Source organism: Streptomyces sp. SM10, assembly GCF_002910915.1.
In the GTDB taxonomy this organism is placed as follows: Bacteria; Actinomycetota; Actinomycetes; order Streptomycetales; family Streptomycetaceae; genus Streptomyces.
The window spans coordinates 172,941-199,728 of sequence record NZ_NEUF01000068.1 but is presented as its reverse complement, the minus strand read 5'-3'; the positions used below and the strand labels follow the sequence as shown (position 1 = coordinate 199,728).

The window sequence follows — 26,788 nt, the reverse complement described above, 5'->3', positions numbered from 1 at the left end:
TCGTGTTCGGGGGTCGTTGGTTCAAACGGGGTGAAGCACGTGAGCCCTCGCGGTGAGGAGCCTCGACGATGACCGTTCCACTCGACCGGCACTATCTGGTCGAACTGCAGGTGTCGGCAGAGCGCATTTCCCAGGTGCGGCGCATAGTCGCCGCGCACCTTCGTCACTGGAGTCTCGACCTGCACGTCCGGCCGGTGTGCCGGGCCGCGGAGGAGCTGCTGACGAACGTCCAGCGACACGTCGGCGACGACAAGCGCTGCGTCGTCGAGCTCCGCTGGACGGGCCGGCACCTGACGGTGTCCGTGGCCGACCAGGATTCCCGGATGCCCCGGCTGCTCGACGGCGGTGGCGGCGGCCTCAGCCGCGTCATGGCCCTGAGCGACAGTTGGGGGACCTGCCGGACCCCGGACGGCAAGGTCGTGTGGTTCACGCGCTACGCCGAGACGCCCTGCACCACCGGGCTGCTTCCGCGTACGCCCCTCCCCGGCGGCCTCACGTTCCTCGGCGGCCCGGTCGAGGACGGCGCTGCCGTCGGTGAGCGCACGCCGGTGGCCGAACTCGTGTGACGAACAGCCCGGCGCCGGCCCGGCCGGCGCGGACGGTGTGCCCCCGGCACGCATGATCCGCGCCGGCCGGGTACGCGTGCGTGGGGGCCGCGCCCCGGACGGACGCACGGCGCGGGACGGCCGGACAACACAGCAAGGAGACACTGCCATGCCCATCGCGACGGTCAACCCCGCGAACGGCGAGACACTCAGGACCTTCGACGCCCTGGACGAGCAGGAGACCGAGCGCAGGCTCTCCGCCGCGCACCGGGCGTTCCGCGCTCACCGCGCCACCGGCTTCGCCGAGCGCGCCCGCCTGCTGAGCCGGGCGGCCGATCTCCTCGACGAGGACCAGCAGGACATCGCCCGCACCATGACCACCGAGATGGGCAAGCCGGTCAAGGCCGCCCGCGCCGAGGCCGCCAAGTGCGCCAAGGCGATGCGCTGGTACGCGGCCAACGCCGAACGCCTGCTCGCCGACGAGCACCCCGACGACACGGACGTCAAGGACTCCGGTGCCGCGCGGGCCCTGGTCCGCTACCGGCCGCTGGGGGTCGTCCTGGCCGTGATGCCGTGGAACTTCCCGCTCTGGCAGGTCATGCGCTTTGCCGCACCCGCCCTCATGGCGGGCAACACCGGTCTGCTCAAGCACGCCTCGAACGTGCCGCAGACCGCCCTCTACATCGAGGACCTGTTCACCAGGGCCGGATTCCCCGCCGGCTGCTTCCAGACGCTCCTCATCGGCTCCGGCGCCGTCGAGGCGGTCCTGCGCGACCCCCGGGTCGCCGCGGCGACACTCACCGGCAGCGAGCCGGCCGGCCGCGCGGTCGCCTCCGTCGCGGGCGACGAGGTGAAGAAGACCGTGCTGGAACTCGGCGGCAGCGACCCCTACCTCGTCCTGCCCTCGGCCGACGTCGACAAAGCCGCGGAGACCGCGGTGACCGCCCGCGTCCAGAACAACGGCCAGTCCTGCATCGCCGCCAAGCGCTTCATCGTCCATGCCGACGTGTACGACGCGTTCGCCGAGCGGTTCACCGCGGGAATGCGCGCCCTGACCGTCGGAGACCCGCTGGAGGAGTCCACCGACGTGGGACCGCTCTCCAGCGAACAGGGCCGCACCGACCTGGAGGAGCTCGTGGAGGACGCCCTCGCCGAGGGTGCCACCGCACTGTGCGGTGGCGGCCGGCCGGAAGGGCTGGACCGAGGCTGGTTCTACGAGCCCACGGTGCTCGCCGGAATCACCCCCGCCATGCGCGTCCACCGCGAGGAGACCTTCGGTCCGGTGGCGACCCTCTACCGGGTCGCGGACCTGGACGAGGCCGTGGAACTGGCCAACGACACCCCCTTCGGGCTCAGCTCCAACGTATGGACGCGTGATCAGGGGGAGATGGACCGCTGCGTGCGTGACCTGGAGGCCGGCGGAGTCTTCTTCAACGGCATGACCGCGTCCCACCCCGCGCTGCCGTTCGGCGGAGTGAAGCGCTCCGGCTACGGGCGGGAGCTGGCGGGGCATGGCATCCGGGAGTTCTGCAACGCCACCACCGTCTGGTACGGCCCCGCCCCGGACGCCCGCTGAGCCCTGCCGAGGAGACGCCCTCATGACCGACGCCCACACGCCGTCCGCGCTCTGCGACTCCGAGGTCGCGGCGCTCGACGCGCACTGGCGGGCCGCCAACTACCTGGCGGTCGGCCAGATCTACCTGATGGCCAACCCGCTCCTGGAGGAGCCGCTGGCCCCCGAGCACATCAAGCCCCGGCTGCTCGGCCACTGGGGAACCTCGCCCGGGCTGAACCTCGTCCACACCCATCTCAACCGGGTCGTCAAGGAACGGAACCGGCAGGCGATCTGCGTCTGGGGGCCGGGTCACGGCGGCCCCGCCGTCCTCGCCAACTCCTGGCTGGAGGGCAGCTACGAGGAGAAGTACCCCGATGTCAGCCGCGACCGCGCCGGAATGGGAGCCCTCTTCAAGCAGTTCTCCTTCCCCGGCGGTGTGCCCAGCCACGTCGCACCGGAGACCCCGGGCTCCATCCACGAGGGCGGGGAGCTGGGCTACGCCCTCACCCACGCCTACGGCGCCGCCTTCGACCACCCGGAGCTCCTGGTCGCCTGCGTGGTCGGCGACGGCGAGGCGGAGACCGGGCCCCTCGCGGCTTCCTGGCACTCCAACAAGTTCCTCGACCCCGTGCACGACGGCGCCGTCCTGCCGATCCTCCACCTCAACGGATACAAGATCGCGAATCCGACGTTGCTCGCCCGGCTCCCCGAGGACGAACTCGACGCGCTCCTGCGCGGCTACGGCCACGACCCCGTCCATGTCGAGGGCGACGAGCCCGCCGCCGTCCACCGCGCCATGGCCGCCGCCATGGACCTCGCCCTGGACCGCATCGGGGAGTACCAGCGTGCGGCCCGCGCCGGGGACACGTCCGCCCGGCCCCGCTGGCCGATGATCGTGCTGCGCACCCCCAAGGGCTGGACCGGACCCGCGGAGGTGGACGGCCTGCCCGTCGAGAACACCTGGCGCGCCCACCAGGTCCCGCTGCCCGGTGTCCGGGACAACCCCGACCACCTGCGCCAACTGGAGGAGTGGATGCGCTCCTACCGGCCGCAGGAACTCTTCGACGCCGACGGCCGGCCCACCGCCCAGGTCCTGGACTGCGTCCCCGAGGGCACGGCTCGGCTCGGCTCGACGCCGTACGCCAACGGCGGGCTGCTCCTGCGGGATCTTCCGCTGCCGCCCCTCGAGAAGCACGCCGTGGCGGTCGAGAGGCCAGGGGCCGGACTGCACGAGCCCACCCGGATCCTGGGCGAGCTCCTCGCGGACGTCATGGCGGCCACCGCCGGCCGCAGGGACTTCCGCGTCGTGGGCCCCGACGAGACCGAGTCCAACCGCCTGGGTGCGCTCTACGGTGCGACCGGCAAGGCCTGGCAGGGGGAGACCCTTCCGACCGACGAGCACCTGGCCCGCGACGGCCGGGTGATGGAGGTGCTCTCGGAACACCTCTGCCAGGGCTGGCTGGAGGGATACCTCCTCACCGGACGCCACGGCCTGTTCTCCTCGTACGAGGCATTCGCCCACATCGTCGACTCCATGGTCAACCAGCACATCAAGTGGCTTCGCACCTCGCGCCGGCTGCACTGGCGCGCGCCCGTCGCCTCGCTGAACTACCTGCTCACCTCGCACGTCTGGCGCCAGGACCACAACGGCTTCTCGCACCAGGACCCCGGCTTCGTCGACCACATCCTCAACAAGAGCCCCGAGGTCGTCCGGGTCTACATGCCGCCCGACACCAACACCCTGCTGTCCACCGCCGACCACGTGCTGCGCAGCCGCGACTACGTCAACGTGATCGTCGCCGGCAAGCAGCCGGGCTTCGACTGGCTCACGCTCGACGAGGCCCGCGCACACTGTGCCCGGGGGGCCGGGGTGTGGGAATGGGCCGGCACCGAGGACGGCAGCCGGGAACCCGATGTCGTCCTGGCCTGTGCCGGGGACGTACCCACCCTGGAGACGATGGCGGCGGCCGGGCTGCTGCGGCGTCACCTCCCGGACCTCGCGGTGCGCGTGGTCAACGTCGTCGACATGACGCGGTTGCTGCCGCACGAGGAGCACCCCCACGGGATGCCCCACGCGGAGTACGACTCCTTGTTCACCCGGGACAGGCCGGTGATCTTCGCCTACCACGGTTATCCCTGGCTGGTGCACCGTCTCGCCTACCGACGCGCGGGCCACGCCCACCTGCACGTCCGGGGCTACAAGGAGGAGGGGACCACCACCACGCCGTTCGACATGGTGGTCCGCAACGACCTGGACCGCTACCGGCTGGTCATGGACGTGGTCGACCGGGTACCGGGCCTGGGGGTCCGCGCCGTCGCCGTGCGGCAGGCGATGGCGGATGCCCGCACCCGTCATCACGCCTGGATCCGGGAGCACGGAACGGACCTGCCCGAAGTGGCCGACTGGAGCTGGGAGGGCTGAACGCGGGGTGGTCCTGCCGCGTCCCGACGCACTCGGGCCGGCCTGCGGGGGGAGCAGGCCGGCCCGAGTGCGCAGGAGAGAGCGGCGTTCAGTTCACGATCGTGCGGACGACCGGCGAGACGGCTCCGCCGCCCACGATCCGGAGGGCGTTCTCGCCCTTCATGCCCAGCTTCACGCGCAGGCTGTACTCGCCGCTGCCGGCGGTCCTCATCGTGGCGGGAAGGGACACCCAGCGCTTGCCCTGCCTCTGCTGCAGCGTGACGGGGGTGCCGGAGCCGACGTTGCGGGCGGAGCCGTGGATGCGGAACTCCTCCCAGGCCGCCACGGTGCGCGCGGTCGCGTAGGCGGAGAGGGCCGGCCGCGATGCCAGGTCCTGCGCGCGCTCCCCGGACGGCGGTGCGGGGACACCGGACGACGCCGCGGCCCCGCCCACCGCGCCGGCCAGTACCACCGCTGTCAGCAGGGCTGCCGCCGATGCGCGCCTGAATCGGTCCATGAATGGCTCTCCTTCGTGCACGACGTGATCAGAGAGATCAACGCAGTGAGATCGACTTCGGAGCGCCAAATCTAGACATAATTCACATAATACTCACTCAGGGACACGCGGTCAGAAGCGCAGGACCGCCGCGAGCCGTCCGTGGGCGGCGAGGGAGTCGTCCGCCACGAAGGCCACCTCGCAGCCGTTGTCCAGGGCCGCCTCGACCAGCTCGTCGACGATGTCCTCGCGGACCTGGCCGTCCGTGGCCGAGGTGGTGTCCGGGCCCACCGGCTCCAGGTGCCCGTCGGTGACCCTCACGGTCCGGTCGAAGTGCTCCTCGACCGCGACCAGTCCCGCCCGGCCCTCCCGTACGGCCAGCCACACCTCGTCGAGCCCGCCCGCGAAGGAGCGGCTGCTGTGCGCGTTGTCGAGCCTCTCCCGGATGCGGGCCGCCGCCTGCCGGCGCCAGTCCTCCAGCGCCGGGGTGAGCTCCTTGAGCAGCTCGGGCGGCGTCGTCTCCGCGGTCGTGCCCTTCGCGACCTTCCCGGCGGCCGGCTTCGCGCTCTCGCCGACCTCGTCGAGCAGGGAGAGTGCCGGTGCGAGGCCGACCAGGAAGAGCGGGCGCGGATCTCTCGCCAGTACCGTGCGCAGCTTCCCGTCGACCGTGCGGAGGAAGTTGCGGGCGTCCTCGCTGCTGTAGGTGCTCGGGGTGTCGCCGATCCGCTCCTCGCGCTGCGGGTTGGGCGCCTCGTGCGGGGCCGTGAGCGGGAAGCCCTCCCTCTTCTCCGGGCGCAGGCCGTCGCCCGTGCCCGAGAAGAGGGAGGCGTGTTCCGCCGAGATGCTGAGGACCCAGAACGGCTGTGCGCCGGCTTTCGCCGCGACCAGGTTGCGGGTGAGGTAGCTGTCGCTCAGGACCACTCGTTCGGGTGCGGTGCGCGGCAGTTGCCAGATCTGGTACTCGTCGGCATCGGCGAGGATGACGAGAGCCTCCAGGGCGCGGCGCTGGTCCACCTCGGCCACCGCGCGGTCGAGCTGCGCCTTCACCGCGGCCCGTGCCTCGTTGCCCACGCGGGGATCGGCGTCGAGCCGGCTGCCGGCCTCGGCCACCAGATTCCGCAGCCGCACGGCGTCCTGGGCGTTGTCCGGCGCCCTGCGGTGGGTGGGCATCGTGAGGGACAGGGCCGGATAGGGCCTGGCCGCGCGAAGTCTCTGCAGCAGGTCCGGCGTCAGGGCGTCCGTATCCATCGTTCCCTCCCGGAGGGCTCGGGGTCCTCGGTGCTGGAGCCGCCCCTGGATGTGGAGCGGGCCGTTCAACGAGTCAATACATACCTTTTGATCCTAATATGAGCGAGTTATTCCCTTGCTTTCCGGAGGTGCGTGCGATGTCCACGCTCACTGTGTGGAAGTTCCAGTCGGCCGAAGGCGCGGAGAACGTGGAGACGGCCCTGAAGTCTCTCCAGAAGGAGGGGCTGCTCAGGATTCTCGACGCCGCCGTCGTGACCTGGCCGGCCGGGCGTTCCAAGCCGAAGACCGGACAGCTGATCAACCTCGTCGGCGCCGGCGCGCTGAGCGGCACCTTCTGGGGGATGCTCTTCGGGCTCATCTTCCTGATGCCGCTACTGGGCGCCGCGATCGGCGCCGCGGCGGGTGCGCTGGGCGGAAGGCTCGCCGACATCGGGATCGACGACGAGTTCATCGCCGAGGTCAAGGAGAAGGTGACCCCGGGGACCTCCGCGCTCTTCCTGCTCACCATGGACGAGGTCCCCAGCCGTATCAGTGAGTCGCTGCCCGGCGACGGCGCCGAACTGCTGCACAGCAACCTCGACACCGAACGCGAGGCGAAGCTCCGCGAGATCTTCGGCGACGAGGCGGAGTGACACGGCAGGGGCCGCTCCCGCCGCGCCCCGCGCGGCACCCGGAGGGCGCCAGGTGAGCGCGTCCGAGGCCGTCACCGACGCACTGCGCGATCTCCACCGCCGCTTCGCCGGAGTGCGCGACGGCCGGCGGGCCGACTACATCCCGGAGCTGGCCCGATCCGACCCCGACGACTTCGGGCTCGCCCTCGTCAGCATGGACGGCCACACCTACCGAGCGGGCGCGGCGCAGACCCCGTTCACCCTGCAGTCGGTGTCCAAGCCCTTCGTCTACGCCCTCGCACTGGCCTCGCTCGGCCTCGACGAGGTGGGCCGCTGGGTGGGCGCCGAACCGAGCGGGGAGGCGTTCAACGCCATCAGTCTGGAACCGGGAACCGGGCGCCCCGCCAACGCGATGGTCAACGCCGGAGCCATCGTCACCACAGCCCTGGTCCCCGACACCCGCGAGGCTCCCGCCTTCGACCGCATCGTGACCTGCCTCAGCCGGTTCGCCGGGCGGAAGCTGGACGTCGACGAGGGCGTGTACGGATCCGAGGCCGCGACCGGGGACCGCAATCGGGCGCTCGCCTATCTGATCCGCAGCACCGGGACGCTGCCCGTCGATCCGGTGGCCGCCGTGGACACCTACTTCCGGCAGTGCGCGGTCCGGGCGACCGCCGTCGACCTCGCGGTGATGGCCGCAACCCTGGCGCACGGCGGGGTCAATCCGGTCACCGGGGAGAAGGTCGTGTCCGCCGGGGTCGCGGCGCAGGCCCTCGCGGTGATGGCAACCTGCGGGATGTACGACGCCTCCGGTGACTGGCTGCTGCGGGTCGGGCTGCCCGCCAAGAGCGGAGTGTCGGGCGGCCTGATCGCCGCAGGACCGGCCCGCTTCGGACTGGCCGCCTACAGCCCCCTGCTGGACACGGCGGGCACCTCGGTGCGCGGCCACGCGGCGCTCGGCGCACTCTCGGAACGCCTCGGGCTGCACCTCATGAGGAACCCGGCGCTCCCGGGCTCCACCGTCACGCTGGTCACCACCGCGGACGTCCTGTCCTCCGCGCCGTCCGGGCGGCGGGAGCGCGTGTCGCGGGAGCGCGTCGGGGTCGTCGCGGCGCAGGGCGCCCTCGACTTCACGGCCGCCGAGCGCGTGCTGTACGCCCTGGACGAGTCGGGCCCCGAGCGGGCCGGTGCGGTGGTCCTCGACCTGCGTGAGGTGACGGGAACCGATTCCGTCGCCCTCGAACTGCTGCACGCCGGGCTCTCCCGGCTCGCCGGGGAAGGGCGGCGTGCGGCCGTGGTCGATCCCGGTGACCGCCTGGGTCCGCCGGACCTGCTCCGGGAGCGGACCGGCCAGGACCTCCCGCGCTTCGGCTCCCGTGAGGAGGCCGCCGCGCACTGCGCGGAGGTCGTGGCCGGGCCGGACTGAGCTCTACCAGATGGCCTCGACCCACTCGGGGTGGTCGATGAACGGGTTCCGGTTGTGCTGGAACTGGTCGAATATGACCTCGTTGCGGTTCTGCTCGAAGCTGTCCGGCGGGTCCTCCTGGCTCCACTGCTTCAGCACGGTGAGCCGCCCGATGTTCGGGGCCGAGCCGTTGTCCACGCTGTCGTTCGGCTCGAGGTCGGCGAAGGAGTCGTCGCCCTCGTAGCGCACCGCCATGTAGAGGATCATCCGTGCGACGTCGCCCTTGACCGCGTCGCGCGGTTCGAAGGAGTCGCTGTCGGTGTAGTTGCCGGGCGCCCCGGACACGGTGCTCCCGCCGTTGTCGAAGTCCTTGTTGCCCCGGACGGAGTTGACCCGGACGTCCGTGGGGCGCAGGTGGTGGATGTCGGTGCCGGGTCCGGTCGAGGTGCCGAAGTCCCCGTGGGACTTGGCCCAGACGTGCTCGCGGTTCCAGTCGCCGGTGTTGCCCCCGTTGGTGCTCTTCGACTGGGAACGGCCGGTGTAGAGGAGGATCACGTGGGACGAGTCGGACGGGTCCTCGTCCGTGGCCTTGAGCGCGTCCCACACCTGGGTGTAGGAGAGCGTGGTCTGGTCGCTGATGATCGTGTGCAGGGAGCTCTTGAGCGCGGTGCCGGTCTTGCCCAGGGCGTCCTGGTAGTAGGTGTCGTCCAGAGCGGCGGCCGGCGACGCCGCGGGGTCGTTCGTGGGGGTGGCGGCGGGCGCTGTGGCGGCGAGGCCGGTGAGTACGGCGATCGAGACGGCTGTCGCGAGTAGTGGACGCGCGTAGAAACGGCGACGACTGGACATGTGGGGTGTCCTCTCCGGGGCGGCGAAACGGTGTCGAGGTGGCCGGATGCTGTCTGCTCGATCGGGAGCCTTCCACACGCACGGTGCCGGTCGTGTGAACGTTGCGTATTCATCATGTGCAAGTCAAGTGACAGGTTTTCCGGGCCTGCCGGGACATCGGATGCGCGGATGCCGCCCCGGCGCGAGAATTGCCGCAAGGACGAGGAGGCGGTATGAGCGAAGAGTCCGAATCCGTATCCGCACCGAAGGTACGAGGGGTGACCCCCGACCGTCTGCTGCACACCGGTGGCAACGATCAGCCCACCGCGGAGGACCTGGTGCTCGCCTCCGGGCGGGACCTGACCCCCGAAAGCCTCGATTGGGCCAGGCGGAGGCTGTCCGAGGAGGGCCGGTCGGCCATGGACAAGCGGCTCCCGTAGACCCGGGCGGCATTCCGGGGGCGGGGAGCATGCGGAACGCTCCCCGCCCCTCGGTTAGCCTGAACGCAATATGAACCGTTTGACGACGTCACAGGGCGAATTCGATCTCGCCCGCTTTCCCGAGAACCCCCGCGACCCGCTCCGTGCGTGGGACGCCGCCGACGAATACCTGCTGCGCCGGCTGGAGGGAGCGGAGAGCGAGCCGGTCCTGCCCTCCGGCACCGTGGCCGTCGTCGGAGACCGCTGGGGTGCGCTCGCCACGGTGCTGGCCGCGCAGGGCCCCCTGCAGATCACCGATTCCTACCTCACCCGGCGCGCCACCCAGGCCAATCTGGCGCGCAACGGCGCGGCACCGGACGCGGTGCGCATGCTCTCGGTCCTCGACCCCCCTCCGGAACGCGTCGACCTGCTGCTCGTCCGGGTGCCCAAGAGCCTCGCGCTCCTGGAGGACCAGCTCCACAGGCTCGCACCCGCCGTGCACGCCGGCACCGTCGTCATCGGCACCGGCATGGTGAAGGAGATCCACACCTCGACCCTCAAGCTCTTCGAGCGGATCATCGGGCCCACCCGCACGTCTCTCGCGGTGAAGAAGGCCCGCCTCATCTTCTGCACCCCCGACCCGGCCCTGCCCAGGACGCCCAGCCCGTGGCCGTACCACTACGACCTGCCCGACGACGTCGGTGTGGTCTCCGGCCGGACCGTCACCAACCACGCAGGCGTCTTCTGCGCCGAACGCCTGGACATCGGCACCCGCTTCTTCCTGAAGCACCTGCCGGACCGCACGGGTCCCGACCGCGTCGTCGACCTCGGCTGCGGGAACGGCGTGGTGGGGACGGCCGCCGCCCTCGCCAACCCGGATGCCGCCGTCACCTTCATCGACGAGTCGTACCAGGCCGTCGCCTCAGCCGAGGCGACCTTCCACGACAACACGGGGCCGGACGCCGAGGCCGGCTTCCTCGTCGGCGACGCGATGGCGGACATGGCTCCGGCGAGCGTGGACCTCGTCCTCACCAACCCGCCGTTCCACTCGCACCAGGCGGTCACCGACGCCACGGCCAGGAACATGTTCCACGGAGCCCGAACCGCGCTGCGCCAGGGCGGTGAGCTGTGGGTCGTCGGCAACCGGCACCTCGGCTACCACACCCAGCTGCGCCGGATCTTCGGCAACTGCGTCACCGTGGCCGGCGACCCGAAATTCGTCGTCCTGCGGGCCGTCAAGCGCTGACCGGGATCAGGAGAGTCGGTCCCGGCCGCCGACCGACGTCAGGCGAGGTCGTCCCGCCCCAGCCAGGACGGCACCTCGGGCACCTCGGCGTCCCAGGCGGGCGGGGGCCCGGGGTCGGGCGCGGTCTCGGGAGCGGGGGACGCGGCCTTCGTCCCGCGCGCCGGCCCGTCGGGGTCCTCCGGTGCCGTCACCGGGACGGGCGGCTGCGCCGCGACCGGTTCCGGGGCGTCACTGTCGTACAGCTGCTCAGCGACCGTGAACCGGCAGTGGAAGGGCTGCCAGACCCCGTCGACCACCAGCAGGAAACCGTCCGCCTCGCGGTAGAGCATCCGGCGTTTCGGGTTGGCCGGATGGACCGGCTCGAAGCGCTCGGCCCGGATCCTGAGCGCCGCGAGCGCCTCCTCGCGCGTCCCCTCCACATGGTCCATCACGCCGACCGACCACATCCTGCCCTGGCGGCCGTAGCCGAGGTTCTGCTCCACGACCAGTCCCCACCTGGGCACGTCCCCACCCCTCCCCGTCACGCTCGCAGTTGCGGTATGCATGTCACCGCGACAGGACGTCATCCTACGAACCACGTCCCTCCCCGTGCGACCCCGGTACGACGCCCCGGTTCCACCGCCGAACGGAAGGCACGAGCCGATGAACGATCCGGACGCGGGACTCTTCGGCCCCGGCTCCGTCACCTGGCAGATGCACGCGGACCCCATGATGTGGGTGGCCGGAGTCCGCGCCCTCTACCTCCAGGCCCTCCACCCGCGCGCCGTGCGGGGGGTCATGCAGAACTCCGACTTCCGGAACGACGCCTGGGGGCGTCTGCTGCGTACGGCCGACTTCGTCGGCACGCTGACCTACGGGACCACGGACTCCGCCGAGCAGTACGGCGCGCGCGTCCGTAGGATCCACCGGCACCTCAGGGCCACCGACCCGGTCACCGGCGAGGTCTACGGCATCGACGAGCCGGAACTGCTGCTCTGGGTGCACTGCGCCGAGGTCGACTCCTACCTCCAGGTCGAGCGGCGCTCAGGATTCCCTCTGACCGCCGCCCAGGCCGACCGCTACGTCGACGAGCAGCGGGAGGCCGCCCGCCTCGTCGGGCTCGACCCGCCGGACGTCCCCGCCACGACCAGGGCCCTCGGGGCCTACTTCGAAGAGGTCCGGCCGCTGCTCGCCGCCGGGCCGGAGGCGTCGGACGTCGACGACTTCCTCCGCAACCCGCCTGTCCCCGCGCTGCTCGCGCCCGCACGTGCCCTGCTCTGGCGACGGGTGGCCGCACTCGCCTACGACTCGCTGCCCGCGTACGCCCACGCGTTGTACGGCAGAGCCGCGCCTCCGCAGGCGGTGGTCGACCGCCGCCTGCGGACCGCCGGAACCGCCCTGCGCGGTATTCCCGGCCGCCTCCGCCGGCGTCTGCCGCCCGGGCACATCGCGAAGGCGATGGTGCGGCTCGGCCCCGGCAGCCGACCCGCACCGTACAGACTTCGCAGACAGGCAGCCATACTGGACAGGCCGGGGAGGGCGCAGCGGTGAGCGGGCAGTGATGCAGACGGGGGCGACAACACGCGATGGCGGACACCAGGCTGATCCAGAGCCGCTACCGGCTGCTCGATCTGATCGGGCGCGGAGGCATGGGCGAGGTGTGGCGTGCGCGCGACGAATCGCTGGGCCGGCAGGTGGCCGTCAAGTGTCTGAAACCGATGGGCCCGCAGCACGACGAGAACTTCACCCGCATACTGCGCGAGCGCTTCCGCCGCGAGGCCCGGGTGGCCGCGGCGCTCCAGCACCGCGGAGTCACCGTCGTCCACGACTTCGGAGAGTGGGACGGTGTCCTCTACCTCGTCATGGAGCTCCTGGAGGGGCGTAACCTCAGCCAGCTCCTCGAGGACAACGAGCAGCACCCGCTGCCGGTGGACGACGTCGTCGACATCGCGGAGCAGGTCGCCGACGCCCTCGGCTACACGCACCGGCAGGGCATCGTGCACCGTGACCTCAAGCCGGCGAACATCATGCGGCTCGACGACGGCGCGGTGAAGATCTGCGACTTCGGCATAGCCCGGCTGGGTCACGACATCGGCTTCACCTCCAAGCTCACCGGCACCGGCATCGCGATGGGCACCCCGCACTACATGTCGCCGGAGCAGATCAGCGGCGGGGAGGTCGACCACCGCAGCGATCTCTACTCCCTGGGCTGTGTGCTGTACGAGATCGCCACGGGCGTTCCGCCGTTCGACATGGACGACGCCTGGGCCGTGCTCGTCGGGCACCGCGACACCGTGCCCGCACCTCCGCGATCCCACCGCGCCGAACTCCCGGGGTTCTTCGACCGGGTCGTGCTGGAACTGCTGGCCAAGACACCGGGGGAGCGGCCGGCCGACGCCGGTGACCTGCGCCAGCGCATCGCTCTCGGGCGCACCGGCGAGCAGCCGGTGGCCGGGCGGGCCCGCCTCGCGCCGCCCGTCCCGGTCCGCCACCCCGGGGAACACCGGCCCCGACTGCCGTCCTGGACCCGCAACATGACCACCGGGCTCAAGGCGACCGGCTCGGCGTACCCCGGGACGGCGGCCATCGACCGGGCGGCCGCCCTGACCGGGGCGTGGACCACCGGCGCCGGACAGGCACTCACGGGCAGTCTTCCGCACGAGGAGGCGGGCCGGTCCGGCCCGGAGCCCGGGCTGCTCGCCGCCCTGGCCGGCCGGCACAGCGCCGGCCTCAACCTGGGCCGCCTCGGCCACTGGGAGGAAGCGGGCGACGTCCACCGCGCGGTCGCCGCCGAGCGCGAAAGGGTGCTCGGACCCGACCACGCCGACACCCTGGCCAGCAGGTACGAGGTCGGATTCAGCCTCAGCCGCACCGGCCACCCCGCGGACGCGCTGGGTGAGTTCGGCCGTGTGGCGGAGAGCCGCGAGCGCGCCCTCGGCCCCGACCACCCCGAGACCCTGGCGGCCCGGCAGGAGACGGCGTACGTCCTCGGCCAGCTCGGCCGCCACTTCGAGGCGCACCAGGTCTACGCTGCGGTGCTCGCCTCGCGGGAGCGCTCGATGGGCCCCGACCACCCGGACACCCTGCGCTGCCGCCACAACCTCGCCTTCAACCTCAGCAGACTGGGCCGCCTGGAGGACTCGTACCGCATGGCCCGCGAGGTGGCGGACGCCCGCGGCCGTCTTCTGGGAGCGACCCACCCGGACACCCTCGTCACGCTGTACGAAGTGGCCTACACACTCGGCCGGCTGGAGCGCTGGACCGAAGCCCTGCAGACCTACCGTGAGGTGGCACAGGCACGCGCCGCCGTGCTCGGCGCCGACCACCCCGACACCCTGTCCGCGCGCTACGAGGTGGGCATCAGCCTCGGTCGGCTGGGCCGCAGCGCCGAGGCACTGGAGCTCTACCGGACACTGGCCGAGGACCGTACCCGCGTCGGCGGCCCCGCCGACCCCGAAACACTCCGGGCCCGGCACGGCCTCGGCGTCAACCTGGGCCGCATGGCCCGGTGGGAGGAGGCGCTCGCCGAGTCGGGCGAGGTCTGCGCGATCCGTGCACGCACCCTGGGGCCCGATCACCCCGACACGCTCGTCAGCCGACGCGAGGTGGCCGTCGGTCTGGGCTGGCTCGGCCGCTGGGGCGACGCGCTCACCGACTACCGCACGGTGGCGGAGATCCGCGAACGGGTTCTGGGGCCCGATCACCCCGACACCCTCGCGAGCCGCAACGACGAGGCCCACTGCCTGGAACAACTCGGCCGCAGCACGGAGGCGGTGGACCTCTACCGGAGGGTCGCCGACCTGCGCCGGCAGCGCGGGATGCCGCCGCACTGACCGTCAGGCCTCAGGCCGGACCACCCCGCACGCGGGAGAGATCGCGCAGCAGCACGATCTCCGCTCCGTGGTGGAGCAGTTCCCGGTCGGCCCACCACACGATGTCCACGAAGAAGTCCTCCGGGCCACTGCCGTACGGCTCGGTGCTGTCCCCCGACGGCGTCGAGCGCCGCGTCGTCCGCGCCGCGCAGCGCCGCACGCCACGCGGAAGCCGAGGCGTCGAAGTGCGCGAGAGCTCCTGCCCCGCTGCCACGCCACGGGCACGGCACCCCTGTCCACGGAGATCGTCCCGTGTTAGGAAGGGACATGCCCGCAGACGAGACCGCCTCACCCGGCACGCCCGCGCACGCCGCCTACGACACGGTGATCGTCGGTGGTGGCCACAACGGACTGGTGGCCGCCGCCTACCTGGCCCGGGCCGGTCGGTCGGTGCTCGTCCTGGAACGTCTCGGCAGCACCGGGGGAGCGGCCGTCTCGACCCGCCCGTTCGACGGGATCGACGCCCGGCTCTCCCGCTACTCCTATCTCGTCTCCCTCCTCCCGCAGAAGATCGTCCGCGAACTCGGCCTCGACTTCGCGGTGCGCAAGCGCACCGTCTCCTCGTACACCCCCGCGACACGCGGCGGCCGGCCGACCGGGCTGCTCATCGGCGGTGAGGGCACCCGGGACTCCTTCGCCGCCCTGACCGGCGGCGACCGGGAGTACGACGCCTGGCAGCGCTTCTACGGGATGACGGGCCGGGTCGGCGAGCGTGTGTTCCCGACCCTCACCGAACCCCTGCCGACCCGCGAGGAACTACGGGCACGCGTGGGCGACGCGGCTGCCTGGAGCATGCTCTTCGAGGAGCCCATCGGTGTCGCCGTCGAGGAGACCTTCGCCGACGACCTCGTCCGCGGAGTGGTGCTCACCGACGCGCTGATCGGCACCTTCGCCGACGCCCACGACCTCTCCCTCGTCCAGAACCGCTGCTTCCTCTACCACGTGATCGGCAATTCCACGGGGGACTGGGACGTCCCGGTCGGCGGCATGGGCGCGCTGACCGACGCCCTGGCCGCGGCGGCCCGCGCGGCGGGCGCCGAGATCCGCGTCCTGCACGAGGCCACCCGTATCGAGACCGACGGGACCCGCGCCGAGGTCACCGTCCGCTCGCCCGGCGGCGAACACGTCGTCGGCGCCGCCCGCGTCCTGGTCAACGCCTCGCCCCAGGCGCTGGCCGCGCTCCTCGGCGAGCATCAGCCTGCCCCGGCCGAAGGCGCGCAGCTGAAGGTGAACATGCTGCTCACGCGGCTGCCGAAGCTGCGTGACCGCTCCGTCGACCCGCACCGGGCGTTCGCCGGCACGTTCCATATCGCCGAGGGGTACGAGCAACTGGCCACCGCTTACCGCGAGGCGGCCGCCGGGCGCCTGCCGGGCGCCCCGCCCTCCGAGATCTACTGCCACTCGCTGACCGACCCGTCGATCCTCGGCCCCGATCTCGTGGCCCGCGGCTACCAGACCCTCACGCTCTTCGGCCTGCACACCCCCGCCCGGCTCTTCACGGCGGACAACGAGGCGACACGCGCCACCCTCCTCGCCGCCACGCTGGCCGAACTCGACGCGCACCTCGACGAGCCGATCGCCGACTGCCTGGCCCTGGACGCCGAAGGGCGCCCCTGCATCGAGGCGAAGACGCCGCTCGACCTGGAGCGGGACCTGAGGCTGCCCGGCGGCCACATCTTCCACCGTGACCTCTCCTTCCCCTACGCCACCGGGGAGACCGGCCGGTGGGGCGTGGAGACCGCCCACGCCAACGTGCTGCTGTGCGGGGCCGGTGCGGTGCGCGGCGGAGGGGTCAGCGGGGTACCGGGCCACAACGCCGCCATGGCGGCGCTGGGCCGGTGACCGAGGCCCCTGCCCGGCCGTACCTTCATGCCCTTGCCCTTGCCCTGGGCGTGACTGACGATCTGGTCGGCGGCGGAGAAGCTGAACGAGTTGCGGGTGCTCGCGCGGGGTGGCACCGCGCGGCCGCCACGGTCCCCGGGGGTGCAGGGGTGCGCGGCCCCTGCGGGGAACCTGGAGGCGGCGGGGCGGACACGTGGCCGAGGCGGGAGCGGCAACCGCCGCGACAACCGGCCGGCCCCGTGACAGCCGTATCGCGGCGATGAGGGTATCCGTCGGCCGGGGCGGGCCGGGGCGGGCCGGGGCGGGCCGGGGCGGGCGTCCGGGCCGCGCTCTCCCGGTCCGGGCAGGACCGCTCCTCGGCGAGCGTCACGCCGAACGCCTGCCATGTGCTGACGTCACCCGTGGCGGTGTGCGGACCGCGCATGCCGGTCCGCACACCGCCACGTCTTCCGGGGGCACGGATGGCCCCGGCCCCTTCGGGCCCCGTCGTTCGACCGAGGAGGTCAGTCCTTTGAGAGGGTCCAACCCGTCGCCTCGATGCGGCGGGCGTCACCCGGCCGGCGCTCGTCGAAGAGGGTACGGCCGCCGTCCTCGACCCGGATGCCGTCGACGTACACCCCACGCCCGACGTACAACTGGTCGGTGGTGTAACGCCATCGCAGACGGATCTCACCCCCTCGCAACGTGCTCAGGTCCGCCTCCAGCCGGTGCCACAGGCGCCCCGACCAGCCGGAGGCCGAGCCGTCCGGATGCGGCTGGGATTCCCACGGGTGCTCACCCTCCGTCGGCACGGTGGTGAACGGCACGTGCTGCCACGTCACTCCGGAGTCCGACGAGGACTCCAGCGCGAGGAGGTCCGAAGCGGGCTCGGTGTCCCACCAGAAGCCGCAGCTCAGCAACGGGCGCGCTGCCGTGGGGCGCAGCGCGGGCAGTGCGAGCGTCGCGGTGGCCGCACTCGCCATGCCGGAGAACCAGGCGGTGCCGCCCCGGGCCGGCCGTACGGGAACGGCTCGCGCCATCCGGTTGGCCGTGGCAACCCGGGGCGCGCTTCCCGAGCGCCAGCTGCGTACCGGGTGGACGGAGTTGCCCAGGACGATCAGGAAGGAGTCCGTCGTCGGGTCGAGGACGAGGCTCGTCCCGGTGAACCCCGTGTGGCCCGCCGTGCGCGGAGTGGCCATCGCACCCATGTACCAGTGCTGGTAGAGCTCGAAGCCCAGGCCGTGCTCGTCGCCGGGGAAAGCGGTGTTGAAGTCGGTGAACAGCAGCTCCACGGACTCCTCGGACAGGATCCGGGACCGGCCGTACGCACCCCCGTTCAGCAGGGTGCGCGCCAGTACGGCCAGGTCCCAGGCGCATGAGAAGACACCCGCGTGGCCCGCGATTCCGCCCAGGCTGTACGCGTTCTCGTCGTGGACCTCACCGTGGATCATCCCGCGCTCCAGCCCCGACCAGGGCAGCCGGGCGTCCTCGGTGGCGGCGATCTTCGGCTTCCAGGAGGCGGGCGGGTTGTAGCGGGTGCGGTGCATCCCGAGTGGCGCGGTGATCTCCTCGCGGAGCAGGACGTCCTGGGTGCGGCCGGTGATCTTCTCCACGATCAGCTGCAAGGAGATGAGATTGAGATCGGAGTAGAGATACGCCGTGCCCGGAGCCGAGACGGGGACCTCGTCCCAGATCAGGCGCAGTTTCCCCTCGCGGGTCGGCTCCTTGTAGAGGGGGATCCAGGCACGGAAGCCCGAGGTGTGGGTGAGCAGCTGACGGACGGTGACGTCCTGCTTGCCGCCGCCGGCGAAGTCGGGGAGATAGGAGGCGACCCGGGCCTCCAGCTCCAGCTCGCCGCGCTCGATCTGCTGCACGGCGAGGATCGAGGTGAACAGTTTGGACACCGACGCCAGGTCGAAGACCGTGTCCTCGGCCATCGCGATCTGCTGGTCCGGCGGCAACTCCACCCCGGTGTCGGTCTTCTCGTCGTACGCCGAGTAGCGCACCGCCTTCCCGACCGGACGGTGCAGGGCCACGGTGCCGCCCCGGCCCGCGAGCAGGACCGCACCCGCGTACCAGGGGTGCACGGGGGAGGCGTCCAGGTACTTCTCCGCGTCGGTGACGAGCTGGTCGAGCTGGTTCGCCAGCAGCCCGGCACGCGCGGCCGACCCACGGCGCAGTGTCGGTCGGCTCCGCCCTGACCCCATACCTGTCCCGGTTCCCGTTGCCGTGCCGCCACCGGACGGCTCCACGCCCCGCTCGACGCCGGCCGCCGCTCCCGCTGCCCCGGCAAAGGGGATCGGGGCGAGGGCGAGCGCCCCGCCCAGTGCCAGTATCCCGCCGCCCATCCTCCGACGGCTCATTCCTCGGTCCGACACGTCTCCGGCCATCCGGAACCCTTCCCCTCACGTCGAAAGCACCCGAGTGAAAGTAACTTTCGAATTCTCGTACGGTGATGAAACTTCCTGCCGAAGCAGAGATTACTGTCACCGTCGCCGGCCGTGGGAGTCCTGAAGGAGACAAGTAATTGACGTTCCGTCAGCTACGACGTCCTGGCTGCCGATTCCGTCCGGTCCCGCCGCCGAGGGGGGGCGGATCCGGCGATGCCACGGGACGGGCCCGGCCCGACACAGCTGCCCCGGCCTCTTGATTCCGGGCCGCGCGCCACTCAGGATCACGCCATGACAGGTGTACGCAGCAGCACAGTGGACGGCGTCCTGACCCGCAGCGCGCGGCGCACCCCCGGGCGCACTGCCGTACGGTACGCCGAGCGGTCCTGGACCTACGCCGCTCTGGACGAGGCGGTCAGCACGGCGGCCGCGGTGCTGACCGCCGGCCACGGGCTGGTCCCCGGCGACCGGGTGGCCTCCTACGCCCACAACTCGGACGTGTACCTGATCGCCTATCTGGCCTGTGCCCGGGCCGGGCTGGTCCATGTGCCGGTCAATCAGAACCTCACCGGCGAGGACCTGGCCTACATCCTGAGCCAGTCGGGCAGCGCCCTCGTGCTCACCGACCCGGACCTTGCCCCGCGCGTTCCCGAGCGCCGCCCCGTACGGCCGCTGCGCGACGCGCCGGACTCCCTCCTCCGCGAACTGGACACGCCGCGCCCCTTCGCCCCCGTGCGCGAACCAGGCGCCGACGACCTGGTGCAGCTGCTCTACACCTCCGGTACGACCGCCCGGCCCAAGGGCGCGATGATGACGCACGGGGCGCTCGTCCACGAGTACCTCAGCGCGGTCACCGCGCTCGACCTGCGGGCCACCGACCGGCCGGTGCACTCGCTGCCCCTCTACCACTCCGCACAGATGCACGTGTTCCTGCTGCCCTACCTCGCGGTCGGTGCCGAGAACACCATCCTCGACGCCCCGGACGCTGTGCGGATCTTCGACCTGGTCGAAGCAGGGAAGGCTGACAGCCTCTTCGCGCCGCCGACCGTGTGGATCGGGCTCGCCAACCACCCGGAGTTCCCCACCCGTGAGCTGGGAGGTCTGCGCAAGGCGTACTACGGCGCGTCGATCATGCCCGTGCCGGTCCTGGAGCGCCTGCGCGAGCGACTGCCGGACCTGGCGTTCTACAACTGCTTCGGTCAGAGCGAGATCGGCCCCCTCGCCACGGTCCTCGGCCCCGGCGAGCACGAGGGGCGGATGGACTCCTGCGGGCGGCCCGTGCTCTTCGTCGAGGCCAAGGTGGTCGACGAAGACGGCAAGGAGGTACCCGACGGCACCTCAGGTGAAGTGGTCTACCGGTCCCCCCAGCTGTGCCAGGGCTACTGGGACAAGCCGGAGGAGAGTGCCGAGGCCTTCCGGGACGGCTGGTTCCACTCCGGTGATCTGGCCGTGCGCGACCCCGAGGGCTACTTCACCGTCGTCGACCGGGTGAAGGACGTCATCAACTCGGGAGGTGTGCTCGTGGCCTCACGGCAGGTGGAGGATGCCCTCTACACCCACCCCGCGGTGGCCGAGGCGGCCGTGGTGGGCCTGCCCGATGAGCGCTGGATCGAGGCCGTCACCGCGATCGTGGTGCTCCGGGGCGAGGCGTCGGAGGTCGAGCTCATCGAGCACGCCCGCGCGGAACTCGCCCACTTCAAGGCCCCCAAGAGGGTCCTGTTCGTCGGTGAACTCCCCCGCAACGCCAGTGGCAAGATCCTCAAGCGGGAACTGCGGGACCGGTTCTCCTGACGGCGCCTGGGGACGGCATCGGGGCCGGACTCGCGCGGCCGGATCCCCGCCGCGCGAGCGCCCCGGGCACCCGGCACGCCGGATGCCGCAGAGGCGGCGGCGACGGGACGGCACCGCTCCGCCGGCTCCGTCGGTCCGGGCTAAATCCCCCGGACCCAGCACTTTTCCGCTCCCCGGCGGTCCTTCGGCCGGCGAGGTCGTACGGGTGTCGCAGAGCCGTTCGTGAGTTACGGCTGAGGAGCGATCAGGGGGATCGGCAAGGCCGTGACCGCCGTCGCCGGGCAGGGCCCTTAGCCCGTTCGCTGTCCTGTGCGTGACTCCTCCTCAGCTGACGGTCCGAATCGGGTGACCTGCGTAAACGATCGCCGGGTGACATGGCCGCGCACCTGGCCGGGTGACGTGGCGGGCGGCGCCTCGTGTTGCGCAGGTGACGGACTGTCGGTTGCCTCGGGAGCACAGCAGAGGTGCCGCGCAGACCGGCCGGACCCTGCTCCCGTTGGAGGATCCTCATGCGCAACACACGCATCGGTGCGGGTATCTGTCTGGCCGTGGGCTCTCTCGCACTCGCGGCCCCGGCCGCCGGAGCGGCGGCCGACCCCTCAGGCGACCAGACCATTCGCATCAGCCCCGCCAAGGCCTCGCCCGGCTCGCAGGTCACCGTCAGTACCAGAGCCTGCGGCAAGGAGACCTACGGCAAGGGCACCTCGGAGGCGGCGGGCGCCTTCCACCTCTTCGAGGGCGAACGCAAGGGTGTGCTCGTCGGCGTGTTCGAGATCCCGAGGGGGACCGAGCCGGGCACCGACACCGTCACGGTGAAGTGTCCGCCGCGGATCATGATCACGGACACCTACAGGATCGCGGAGCGCGCGCCCTCCGGCGGGGTGGACGCCGGTTTCGGAGCCCCCACCGACCAGGGCACGCAGCTGGCGCTGGGAAGCGTGCTGCTCGCCGGGGCCGTGGCCGGGGGAGTGGTCAGGATGCGCCGCCGGACCACCCAGGCCGGTTCCTGACCGTACGACGTACGTCCGCGGGGACCGGCCGCCACCGGTCCGGTCCCCGCGGACGCGCCACCCACCCGCTGCGAAGCAGAGGCACATGCGATGGATACCGGGCGAAGGACCAGCACCACCCCGTCCGAGCGGTTCCCGGCGGTCAAGCACCTCGTCTGGGCACTCGTGGCGGGCACCGCCCTGGTGGCCGGCGGGTTGCGCGACAGCACACCGCCACAGCCACCGGGGTCCGGAGCCGCCGCGGCGCCCGCTGCCCCGGCGCCACCGGCCGCGGTCCGCCCGGCCGTCCCCGCAGCGCTCCTGCCGGCCCCCGCCTACCTGGCCTCCGAGCGCGGCGCTCAACCGCCTTCCCTCGTGCGACGCCCGACCGCGCCACCGGTTCTCCTGCCCGAAGCCCCCGTCCGCCCTGCGCCTCTGCGTCCTCTCCCGGCAGCCCCCGCCCCCGCGAGGCCCACGCCGCAGGCGCCGGGCGCCGGGCCGGTCCCCGCCCGGAGCTCCCCTGCCCCGAACCCTGCCGTGCAGCCGCTCCCGCCCTCGACACCGCTCCGGCTGAGGATCCCGGCAGCCAAGGTGGACGCGCCCATGATGAAGCTCGGGCTCGACACGGCGGGCGCCCTGGAGCCTCCGCCGGACAACAACCCCGTGCTCACCGGCTGGTACGCCGGGGGGACCGTGCCGGGTGCCGTGGGCACCGCCGTCACGGCCGGGCACGTGGACACCAGCCTCGGTCCCGGCGTCTTCCACAAGCTGGGCTCCGTGCGCAAGGGCGCGGTCATCGAGATCGTCCGGGCGGATCAGCGCACCGCCGTGTTCACCGTCTACGCCGTGGAGGTCTACGGCAAGAAGGACTTCCCCGACGAGAAGGTCTACGGCCGCTCGGCCCGGCCCGAACTGCGGGTGATCACCTGCGGTGGCGCGTACAGCAAGAAGGCCGGTTACGAGGACAACGTCGTCGTCTTCGCAGTTCTGACCGCGACGCGCTGACTGGGATGCGCGCTGACTGCCACGCGCCGACCGCTGCGGGGGTGGCCTGCCTCAGGTGGCCTCCCGCAGGTCGACGATCCGCCTGATCTTGCCGACCGACCGCTCCAGGGTCTCCGGATCGACGATCTCCACCCCGACGCTCACGCCCACCCCCTCCTTGACGGCCGCCGCGATCGACAGGGCGGCAGCCTCGCGCTCGTCCGTCGTCGCGCCGGTCCGAGCCTCCGCCCGTACGGTCAGCGCGTCCATCCGCCCCTGCCGTGTCAGCCGCAGCTGGAAGTGCGGGGCGACCCCCGGTGTCCGGAGCACGATCTCCTCGATCTGCGTGGGGAAGAGATTCACCCCGCGCAGAATCACCATGTCGTCGCTGCGCCCGGTGACCTTCTCCATGCGCCGGAAGGTGCGCGCGGTCCCCGGCAGCAACCGCGTCAGGTCCCGGGTCCGGTAGCGGATGACCGGCATCGCCTCCTTGGTGAGCGAGGTGAAGACCAGCTCGCCCTCCTCGCCGTCGGGCAGGACCTCGCCGGTGAACGGGTCGACGACCTCCGGATAGAAGTGGTCCTCCCAGATGTGCAGCCCGTCCTTGGTCTCGACGCACTCCTGCGCGACGCCCGGCCCCATCACCTCGGACAGCCCGTAGATGTCGACCGCGTCGAGGGCGAAACGTTCCTCGATCTCACCACGCATCTGCTCGGTCCACGGCTCGGCGCCGAAGATGCCGACCTTCAGCGATGTCGAACGGGGATCGACGCCCTGGCGCTCGAACTCGTCCAGAAGCGTCAGCATGTAGGAGGGCGTGATCATGATGATCTCGGGCCGGAAGTCCTGGATCAGCTGCACCTGCCGGGACGTCATGCCCCCGGACGCCGGGATGACGGTGCAGCCGAGGCGCTCCGCCCCGTAGTGGGCCCCGAGCCCGCCGGTGAACAGTCCGTACCCGTAGGCCACATGGGCCTTGTGGCCCGGACGCCCGCCCGCCGCCCTGATCGAGCGGGCGACCACGTCGGCCCAGGTGTCCAGGTCCCGATCGGTGTATCCGACCACCGTGGGTCGGCCGGTCGTGCCGCTGGAGGCGTGGATCCGCCGCACCCGGTCCTCCGGCACGGCGAACATTCCGAACGGGTAGTTGTCGCGCAGGTCGGACTTGACGGTGAACGGGAAGCGGGAGAGGTCCGCGAGCGTACGGCAGTCCTCGGGGCGCAGCCCCGCCCTGTCGAAGGACGCACGGTAGAAACCGACGTTCTCGTAGGCCTGCCGCAGCGTGGCCCGGAGCCGTTCCAACTGGAGGGCTTCGAGCTCTTCGCGGCCCAGCCGTTCGCCGGCGTCCAGCAGCCCGGTCATACGGATCATCCCCTCGCCGACCGGCGACCGACCATTCGGTTGCCTCCTTGGAGCAGTAATTCAGGAGGTGAGGGGTTCTGGCAAGGGGGAGGCGTCACCTGTGGACAACTCCTGGTCAGAACCCCAGCGCGGTGAGTCCGGGGTGGTCGTCGGGCCGCCGCCCGAGCGGCCAGCGGAACCGGCGGTCCGCCTCCCCGATCGGCAGGTCGTTGATGGACGCGTGGCGCACCCGCATGAGTCCGGCGCCGTCGAACTCCCAGTTCTCGTTCCCGAAGGAGCGGTGCCACCGGCCGGCGTCGTCGTGCCACTCGTAGGCGAAGCGCACAGCGATTCGGTCACCGTCGTGCGCCCAGAGTTCCTTGACGAGGCGGTAATCGAGTTCACGGGCCCACTTGCGGGTCAGGAAGCCGACGATCTCCTCCCGTCCGCTCACCCACTCGGCACGGTTGCGCCAGCGGGAGTCCGGTGTGTAGGCGAGCGCGACGTTCTCCGGGTCCCTCGTGTTCCAGCCGTCCTCGGCGCGGCGCACCTTCGCGACCGCGGTTTCCCGTGTGAACGGTGGTGCGAGAGGCTGCGCGTTCATGGTGTCTCTCCTTCGCCACGGGAGGAGAACGTACGTTCTCCTCGTAAGTGTCGTACGGTAGGAGAACGCGCGTTCTCGCGCAAGGTGCAGGGCAGGGCGGCAAGGGGAATCAGGGTGGATCTCGCACACGCGCGGTCCTCGGCGCTGGAAGCAGCCGAGGACCTGTTCTACACCCGTGGAGTCCAGGCGGTCGGCATGGACGAGATCCGAGCCGCCTCCGGTGTCTCCCTCAAACGCCTGTACGCACTCTTCCCCTCCAAGTCCGCACTGGTCCGCGCCTGTCTCGAAGCCCGGGACACCCGGTGGCGAGCCGGGCTCGCCGCGCATGTCGACCGCTGCCAGGGCTCGCCCGAGGACCGGGTCCTCGCGGTCTACGACTGGCTGCACACCTGGTTCTCCGAGCCCGGATTCCGCGGCTGCGCCTTCATCAACGCCTTCGGTGAACTCGGCGCGGCCGACGCCTCCGTCGCCGACATCGCACACCTCCACAAGGAGGCCTTCCGTACCTACGTCACCGGTCTGGTGGTGGCCGCGGGCCAGCCGGAGGAATCCGCCGTCGCGTACGTCCTGCTCGCCGAGGGCGCGATCGTCACCGCTGCCGTGTCCGGGACGCCCGAACCCGCCCTCCAGGCAGGGCGGGCGGCCGCACGGCTGCTGGCCCCGACCACCGTCACCTGATTCGCTGTGGGCGTACGCACCCGCGCCGCGCCGCCCGCCCTGTTTGGATGACAGCCATGCCGATCTTCAGCACGTACGACGGAACCGCCCTCGCCTACCACCTGGTGGGCGAGGGCGAACCACTGATCTGCCTCCCCGGCGGCCCCATGCGGGCGGCCCGCTACTTCGGCGACCTCGGCGGTCTGGCCCGCGTACGGCAACTGGTCCTGCTCGACCTGCGCGGCACCGGGGACTCCGCCGTCCCGCAGGACCCGCAGACGTACCGGATCGACCGGCTCGTCGAGGACGTCGAGGCGCTCCGCGCGCACCTCGGTCTCGACCGCGTCGATCTGCTGGGCCACTCCGCCTCCGGTGAACTCGCCGCGCTCTACGCGGCCAAGTACCCGCAGCGGCTGCACTCACTCACCCTCGTCACACCGGGAACGGGCACCCTGGGACTTCCCGCCACCGACCAGGACCGGCGCGACGCCGCGGCACTGCGCGCCCACGAACCCTGGTACCCCGAGGCCAGGGCCGCGCTGGACGAGATCCAGGCGGGACGTGCGACGCCCGAGGCCTGGGCCGGGATCCGGCCGTTCACCTACGGGCGCTGGGACGAGGCCGCCCAGACGCACGCCGCCCAGTCGCCCGTGCAGCGGAACGCCGCCGCCGCGTCGCACTACTACCCCGAGGGCGGTCTCGACACCGAAGCCACGGTCGCGGCGCTGCGGGAACTGCGAGTGCCCGTGCTCGTCCTCGCGGGGGAGTACGACGGTGGCCCCAGCCCCGACCGCGCGGCGGAACTTGCCGCGCTCTTCCCCCGGGCGGAGTTCGTCGTCCAGCGCGGCGCCGCCCACTTTCCGTGGATGGACGGCCCCGGCGCCTTCGTCCGCGCCGTCGCCGCCTTCCTCGACCCCGACGTCAGGAGCGTGCAGGCGGGCGGGATCCGCCTTGCCTACCGCACCTGGGGCGCCCCCTCGGCCCCGCCCGTCGTCCTCGCCCACGGGCGGAGCGGCAGCAGCCTGGACTGGGCGGGCATCGCCGAACAGCTCGCGAACCGTCACCGGGTGTACGCACTCGACTTCCGCGGCCATGGCCTGAGCGACTGGCCCGGCCGATACTCCTTCGAGCTCTTCCGTGACGACCTGCACGCCTTCCTGGAGGCCCGCAACCTGTCCGGAGCCACGGTGATCGGGCACTCCATGGGAGGTGCGGCCGCGCTGCTGCTCGCCGAGCGGAGCCCCGCACTGATCGGGACCCTGGTCATCGAGGACGCGCCGCCCCTGTTCCCGCTGGACCCGCCCCGGCCCCCGGCCGAGCGACCGGCGGGAGACCTCGACTTCGACTGGCAGGTCGTCCCTTCCACCGACGCCCAGCTGAACGCCCCTGACCCGGCCGCGAGGGAGTGCCTGGGCGACATCACCGCTCCGGCACTGGTCGTCGGGGGCTCCCGCAGCCCCATCGATCAGGAGCAACTGGCTTGGGCGGCACGGCAGATACCCGGTGGGCAGTTCGTCTCCGTCGACGCGGGCCACCTCGTGCACACCGACAACCCGGAGGAATTCCTCGCAGCCCTCAGGGCGTTCGGCATCGGCTGACGGGCGGGCCC

At 71.8% G+C, this 26,788-nt stretch carries 23 protein-coding genes; 15 read left to right on the top strand and 8 right to left on the bottom strand.

The window, feature by feature from the left end; translation table 11 throughout:
• Positions 1-68: 68 nt before the first annotated feature.
• The 3 genes from B9S57_RS09840 (at position 69) to B9S57_RS09830 (ending at position 4,522) form a co-directional block, all read left to right on the top strand.
• A complete protein-coding gene (locus tag B9S57_RS09840; protein WP_103515145.1) occupies positions 69-566 on the top strand; it encodes an ATP-binding protein in 498 nt (165 codons plus the stop codon).
• Positions 567-714: 148 nt separating this feature from the next.
• Entirely contained in the window at positions 715-2,121 is a 1,407-nt protein-coding gene (locus B9S57_RS09835) for an NADP-dependent succinic semialdehyde dehydrogenase (RefSeq protein WP_103515144.1), read from the top strand.
• A gap of 22 nt (positions 2,122-2,143) precedes the next feature.
• Entirely contained in the window at positions 2,144-4,522 is a 2,379-nt protein-coding gene (locus B9S57_RS09830; RefSeq protein ID WP_103515143.1) for a phosphoketolase, read from the top strand.
• Between the two features lie 88 nt (positions 4,523-4,610).
• Here B9S57_RS09830 and B9S57_RS09825 read toward each other — a convergent pair whose 3' ends face one another.
• Entirely contained in the window at positions 4,611-5,018 is a 408-nt protein-coding gene (locus B9S57_RS09825) for a hypothetical protein (protein WP_103515142.1), read from the bottom strand.
• A gap of 111 nt (positions 5,019-5,129) precedes the next feature.
• Positions 5,130-6,245 (bottom strand): chemotaxis protein, encoded by a 1,116-nt coding sequence (locus B9S57_RS09820; RefSeq protein WP_103515141.1) that lies wholly within the window; start codon positions 6,243-6,245, stop codon positions 5,130-5,132.
• 137 nt (positions 6,246-6,382) lie between these two features.
• Between B9S57_RS09820 and B9S57_RS09815 the strand changes: the two genes are divergently transcribed.
• Positions 6,383-6,877 (top strand): DUF1269 domain-containing protein, encoded by a 495-nt coding sequence (locus tag B9S57_RS09815; protein ID WP_103515140.1) that lies wholly within the window; start codon positions 6,383-6,385, stop codon positions 6,875-6,877.
• A gap of 52 nt (positions 6,878-6,929) precedes the next feature.
• Positions 6,930-8,282 carry a glutaminase A gene (gene glsA, locus B9S57_RS09810; protein WP_103515139.1) on the top strand — a complete coding sequence of 451 codons (1,353 nt, stop codon included), beginning with the start codon at positions 6,930-6,932 and terminating at the stop codon, positions 8,280-8,282.
• Between the two features lie 3 nt (positions 8,283-8,285).
• Here the strand turns inward: glsA and B9S57_RS09805 are convergent, their stop codons facing one another.
• Complete coding sequence (locus B9S57_RS09805) at positions 8,286-9,107, bottom strand: endonuclease I family protein (RefSeq protein WP_103515138.1); 822 nt, start codon at positions 9,105-9,107, stop codon at positions 8,286-8,288.
• A gap of 212 nt (positions 9,108-9,319) precedes the next feature.
• Here B9S57_RS09805 and B9S57_RS09800 point away from each other — a divergent pair, with 212 nt between their 5' ends.
• A complete protein-coding gene (locus B9S57_RS09800) occupies positions 9,320-9,526 on the top strand; it encodes a hypothetical protein (RefSeq protein WP_103515137.1) in 207 nt (68 codons plus the stop codon).
• A gap of 70 nt (positions 9,527-9,596) precedes the next feature.
• Positions 9,597-10,751 carry a methyltransferase gene (locus tag B9S57_RS09795; protein WP_103515136.1) on the top strand — a complete coding sequence of 385 codons (1,155 nt, stop codon included), beginning with the start codon at positions 9,597-9,599 and terminating at the stop codon, positions 10,749-10,751.
• Positions 10,752-10,789: 38 nt separating this feature from the next.
• Here B9S57_RS09795 and B9S57_RS09790 read toward each other — a convergent pair whose 3' ends face one another.
• Positions 10,790-11,254, bottom strand: a complete 465-nt coding sequence (locus tag B9S57_RS09790) for a hypothetical protein (protein ID WP_103515135.1) — start codon at positions 11,252-11,254, stop codon at positions 10,790-10,792.
• A gap of 139 nt (positions 11,255-11,393) precedes the next feature.
• On the opposite strand from B9S57_RS09790, the gene B9S57_RS09785 reads away from it, so the two are divergent.
• Both B9S57_RS09785 and B9S57_RS09780 read left to right on the top strand, forming a co-directional pair.
• Positions 11,394-12,281 carry an oxygenase MpaB family protein gene (locus B9S57_RS09785; protein WP_103515134.1) on the top strand — a complete coding sequence of 296 codons (888 nt, stop codon included), beginning with the start codon at positions 11,394-11,396 and terminating at the stop codon, positions 12,279-12,281.
• A 35-nt stretch (positions 12,282-12,316) separates the two neighbouring features.
• The gene (locus B9S57_RS09780; protein ID WP_103515133.1) at positions 12,317-14,563 is read left to right on the top strand and encodes a serine/threonine-protein kinase; all 2,247 of its coding nucleotides are present in this window, start codon (positions 12,317-12,319) and stop codon (positions 14,561-14,563) included.
• A 10-nt stretch (positions 14,564-14,573) separates the two neighbouring features.
• Here B9S57_RS09780 and B9S57_RS09775 read toward each other — a convergent pair whose 3' ends face one another.
• Positions 14,574-14,816, bottom strand: coding sequence for a hypothetical protein (locus B9S57_RS09775; protein WP_146057742.1), 243 nt, complete (start codon positions 14,814-14,816; stop codon positions 14,574-14,576).
• Between the two features lie 53 nt (positions 14,817-14,869).
• Here B9S57_RS09775 and B9S57_RS09770 point away from each other — a divergent pair, with 53 nt between their 5' ends.
• The gene (locus tag B9S57_RS09770; protein WP_103515131.1) at positions 14,870-16,444 is read left to right on the top strand and encodes an NAD(P)/FAD-dependent oxidoreductase; all 1,575 of its coding nucleotides are present in this window, start codon (positions 14,870-14,872) and stop codon (positions 16,442-16,444) included.
• 503 nt (positions 16,445-16,947) lie between these two features.
• Here B9S57_RS09770 and B9S57_RS09765 read toward each other — a convergent pair.
• Positions 16,948-18,813 (bottom strand): serine hydrolase domain-containing protein, encoded by a 1,866-nt coding sequence (locus B9S57_RS09765; protein WP_103515130.1) that lies wholly within the window; start codon positions 18,811-18,813, stop codon positions 16,948-16,950.
• A 291-nt stretch (positions 18,814-19,104) separates the two neighbouring features.
• On the opposite strand from B9S57_RS09765, the gene B9S57_RS09760 reads away from it, so the two are divergent.
• The 3 genes from B9S57_RS09760 (at position 19,105) to B9S57_RS36200 (ending at position 22,598) form a co-directional block, all read left to right on the top strand.
• On the top strand, positions 19,105-20,604 hold the full coding sequence (locus tag B9S57_RS09760; RefSeq protein WP_103515129.1) for an acyl-CoA synthetase: 1,500 nt from the start codon (positions 19,105-19,107) through the stop codon (positions 20,602-20,604).
• Between the two features lie 509 nt (positions 20,605-21,113).
• The gene (locus tag B9S57_RS09755) at positions 21,114-21,614 is read left to right on the top strand and encodes a sortase (RefSeq protein ID WP_103515128.1); all 501 of its coding nucleotides are present in this window, start codon (positions 21,114-21,116) and stop codon (positions 21,612-21,614) included.
• A gap of 90 nt (positions 21,615-21,704) precedes the next feature.
• Positions 21,705-22,598, top strand: a complete 894-nt coding sequence (locus tag B9S57_RS36200) for a class F sortase (protein ID WP_103515127.1) — start codon at positions 21,705-21,707, stop codon at positions 22,596-22,598.
• A gap of 51 nt (positions 22,599-22,649) precedes the next feature.
• On the opposite strand, the gene paaK is transcribed toward B9S57_RS36200, so the two are convergent.
• Both paaK and B9S57_RS09740 read right to left on the bottom strand, forming a co-directional pair.
• Positions 22,650-23,939 carry a phenylacetate--CoA ligase PaaK gene (paaK, locus tag B9S57_RS09745; protein ID WP_103515290.1) on the bottom strand — a complete coding sequence of 430 codons (1,290 nt, stop codon included), beginning with the start codon at positions 23,937-23,939 and terminating at the stop codon, positions 22,650-22,652.
• Positions 23,940-24,054: 115 nt separating this feature from the next.
• Positions 24,055-24,522 (bottom strand): nuclear transport factor 2 family protein, encoded by a 468-nt coding sequence (locus B9S57_RS09740; protein ID WP_103515126.1) that lies wholly within the window; start codon positions 24,520-24,522, stop codon positions 24,055-24,057.
• Between the two features lie 114 nt (positions 24,523-24,636).
• Here B9S57_RS09740 and B9S57_RS09735 point away from each other — a divergent pair, with 114 nt between their 5' ends.
• Positions 24,637-25,200, top strand: a complete 564-nt coding sequence (locus tag B9S57_RS09735) for a TetR/AcrR family transcriptional regulator (RefSeq protein ID WP_103515125.1) — start codon at positions 24,637-24,639, stop codon at positions 25,198-25,200.
• Between the two features lie 56 nt (positions 25,201-25,256).
• A complete protein-coding gene (locus B9S57_RS09730; RefSeq protein WP_103515124.1) occupies positions 25,257-26,777 on the top strand; it encodes an alpha/beta fold hydrolase in 1,521 nt (506 codons plus the stop codon).
• The last annotated feature ends 11 nt before the right edge of the window (positions 26,778-26,788 follow it).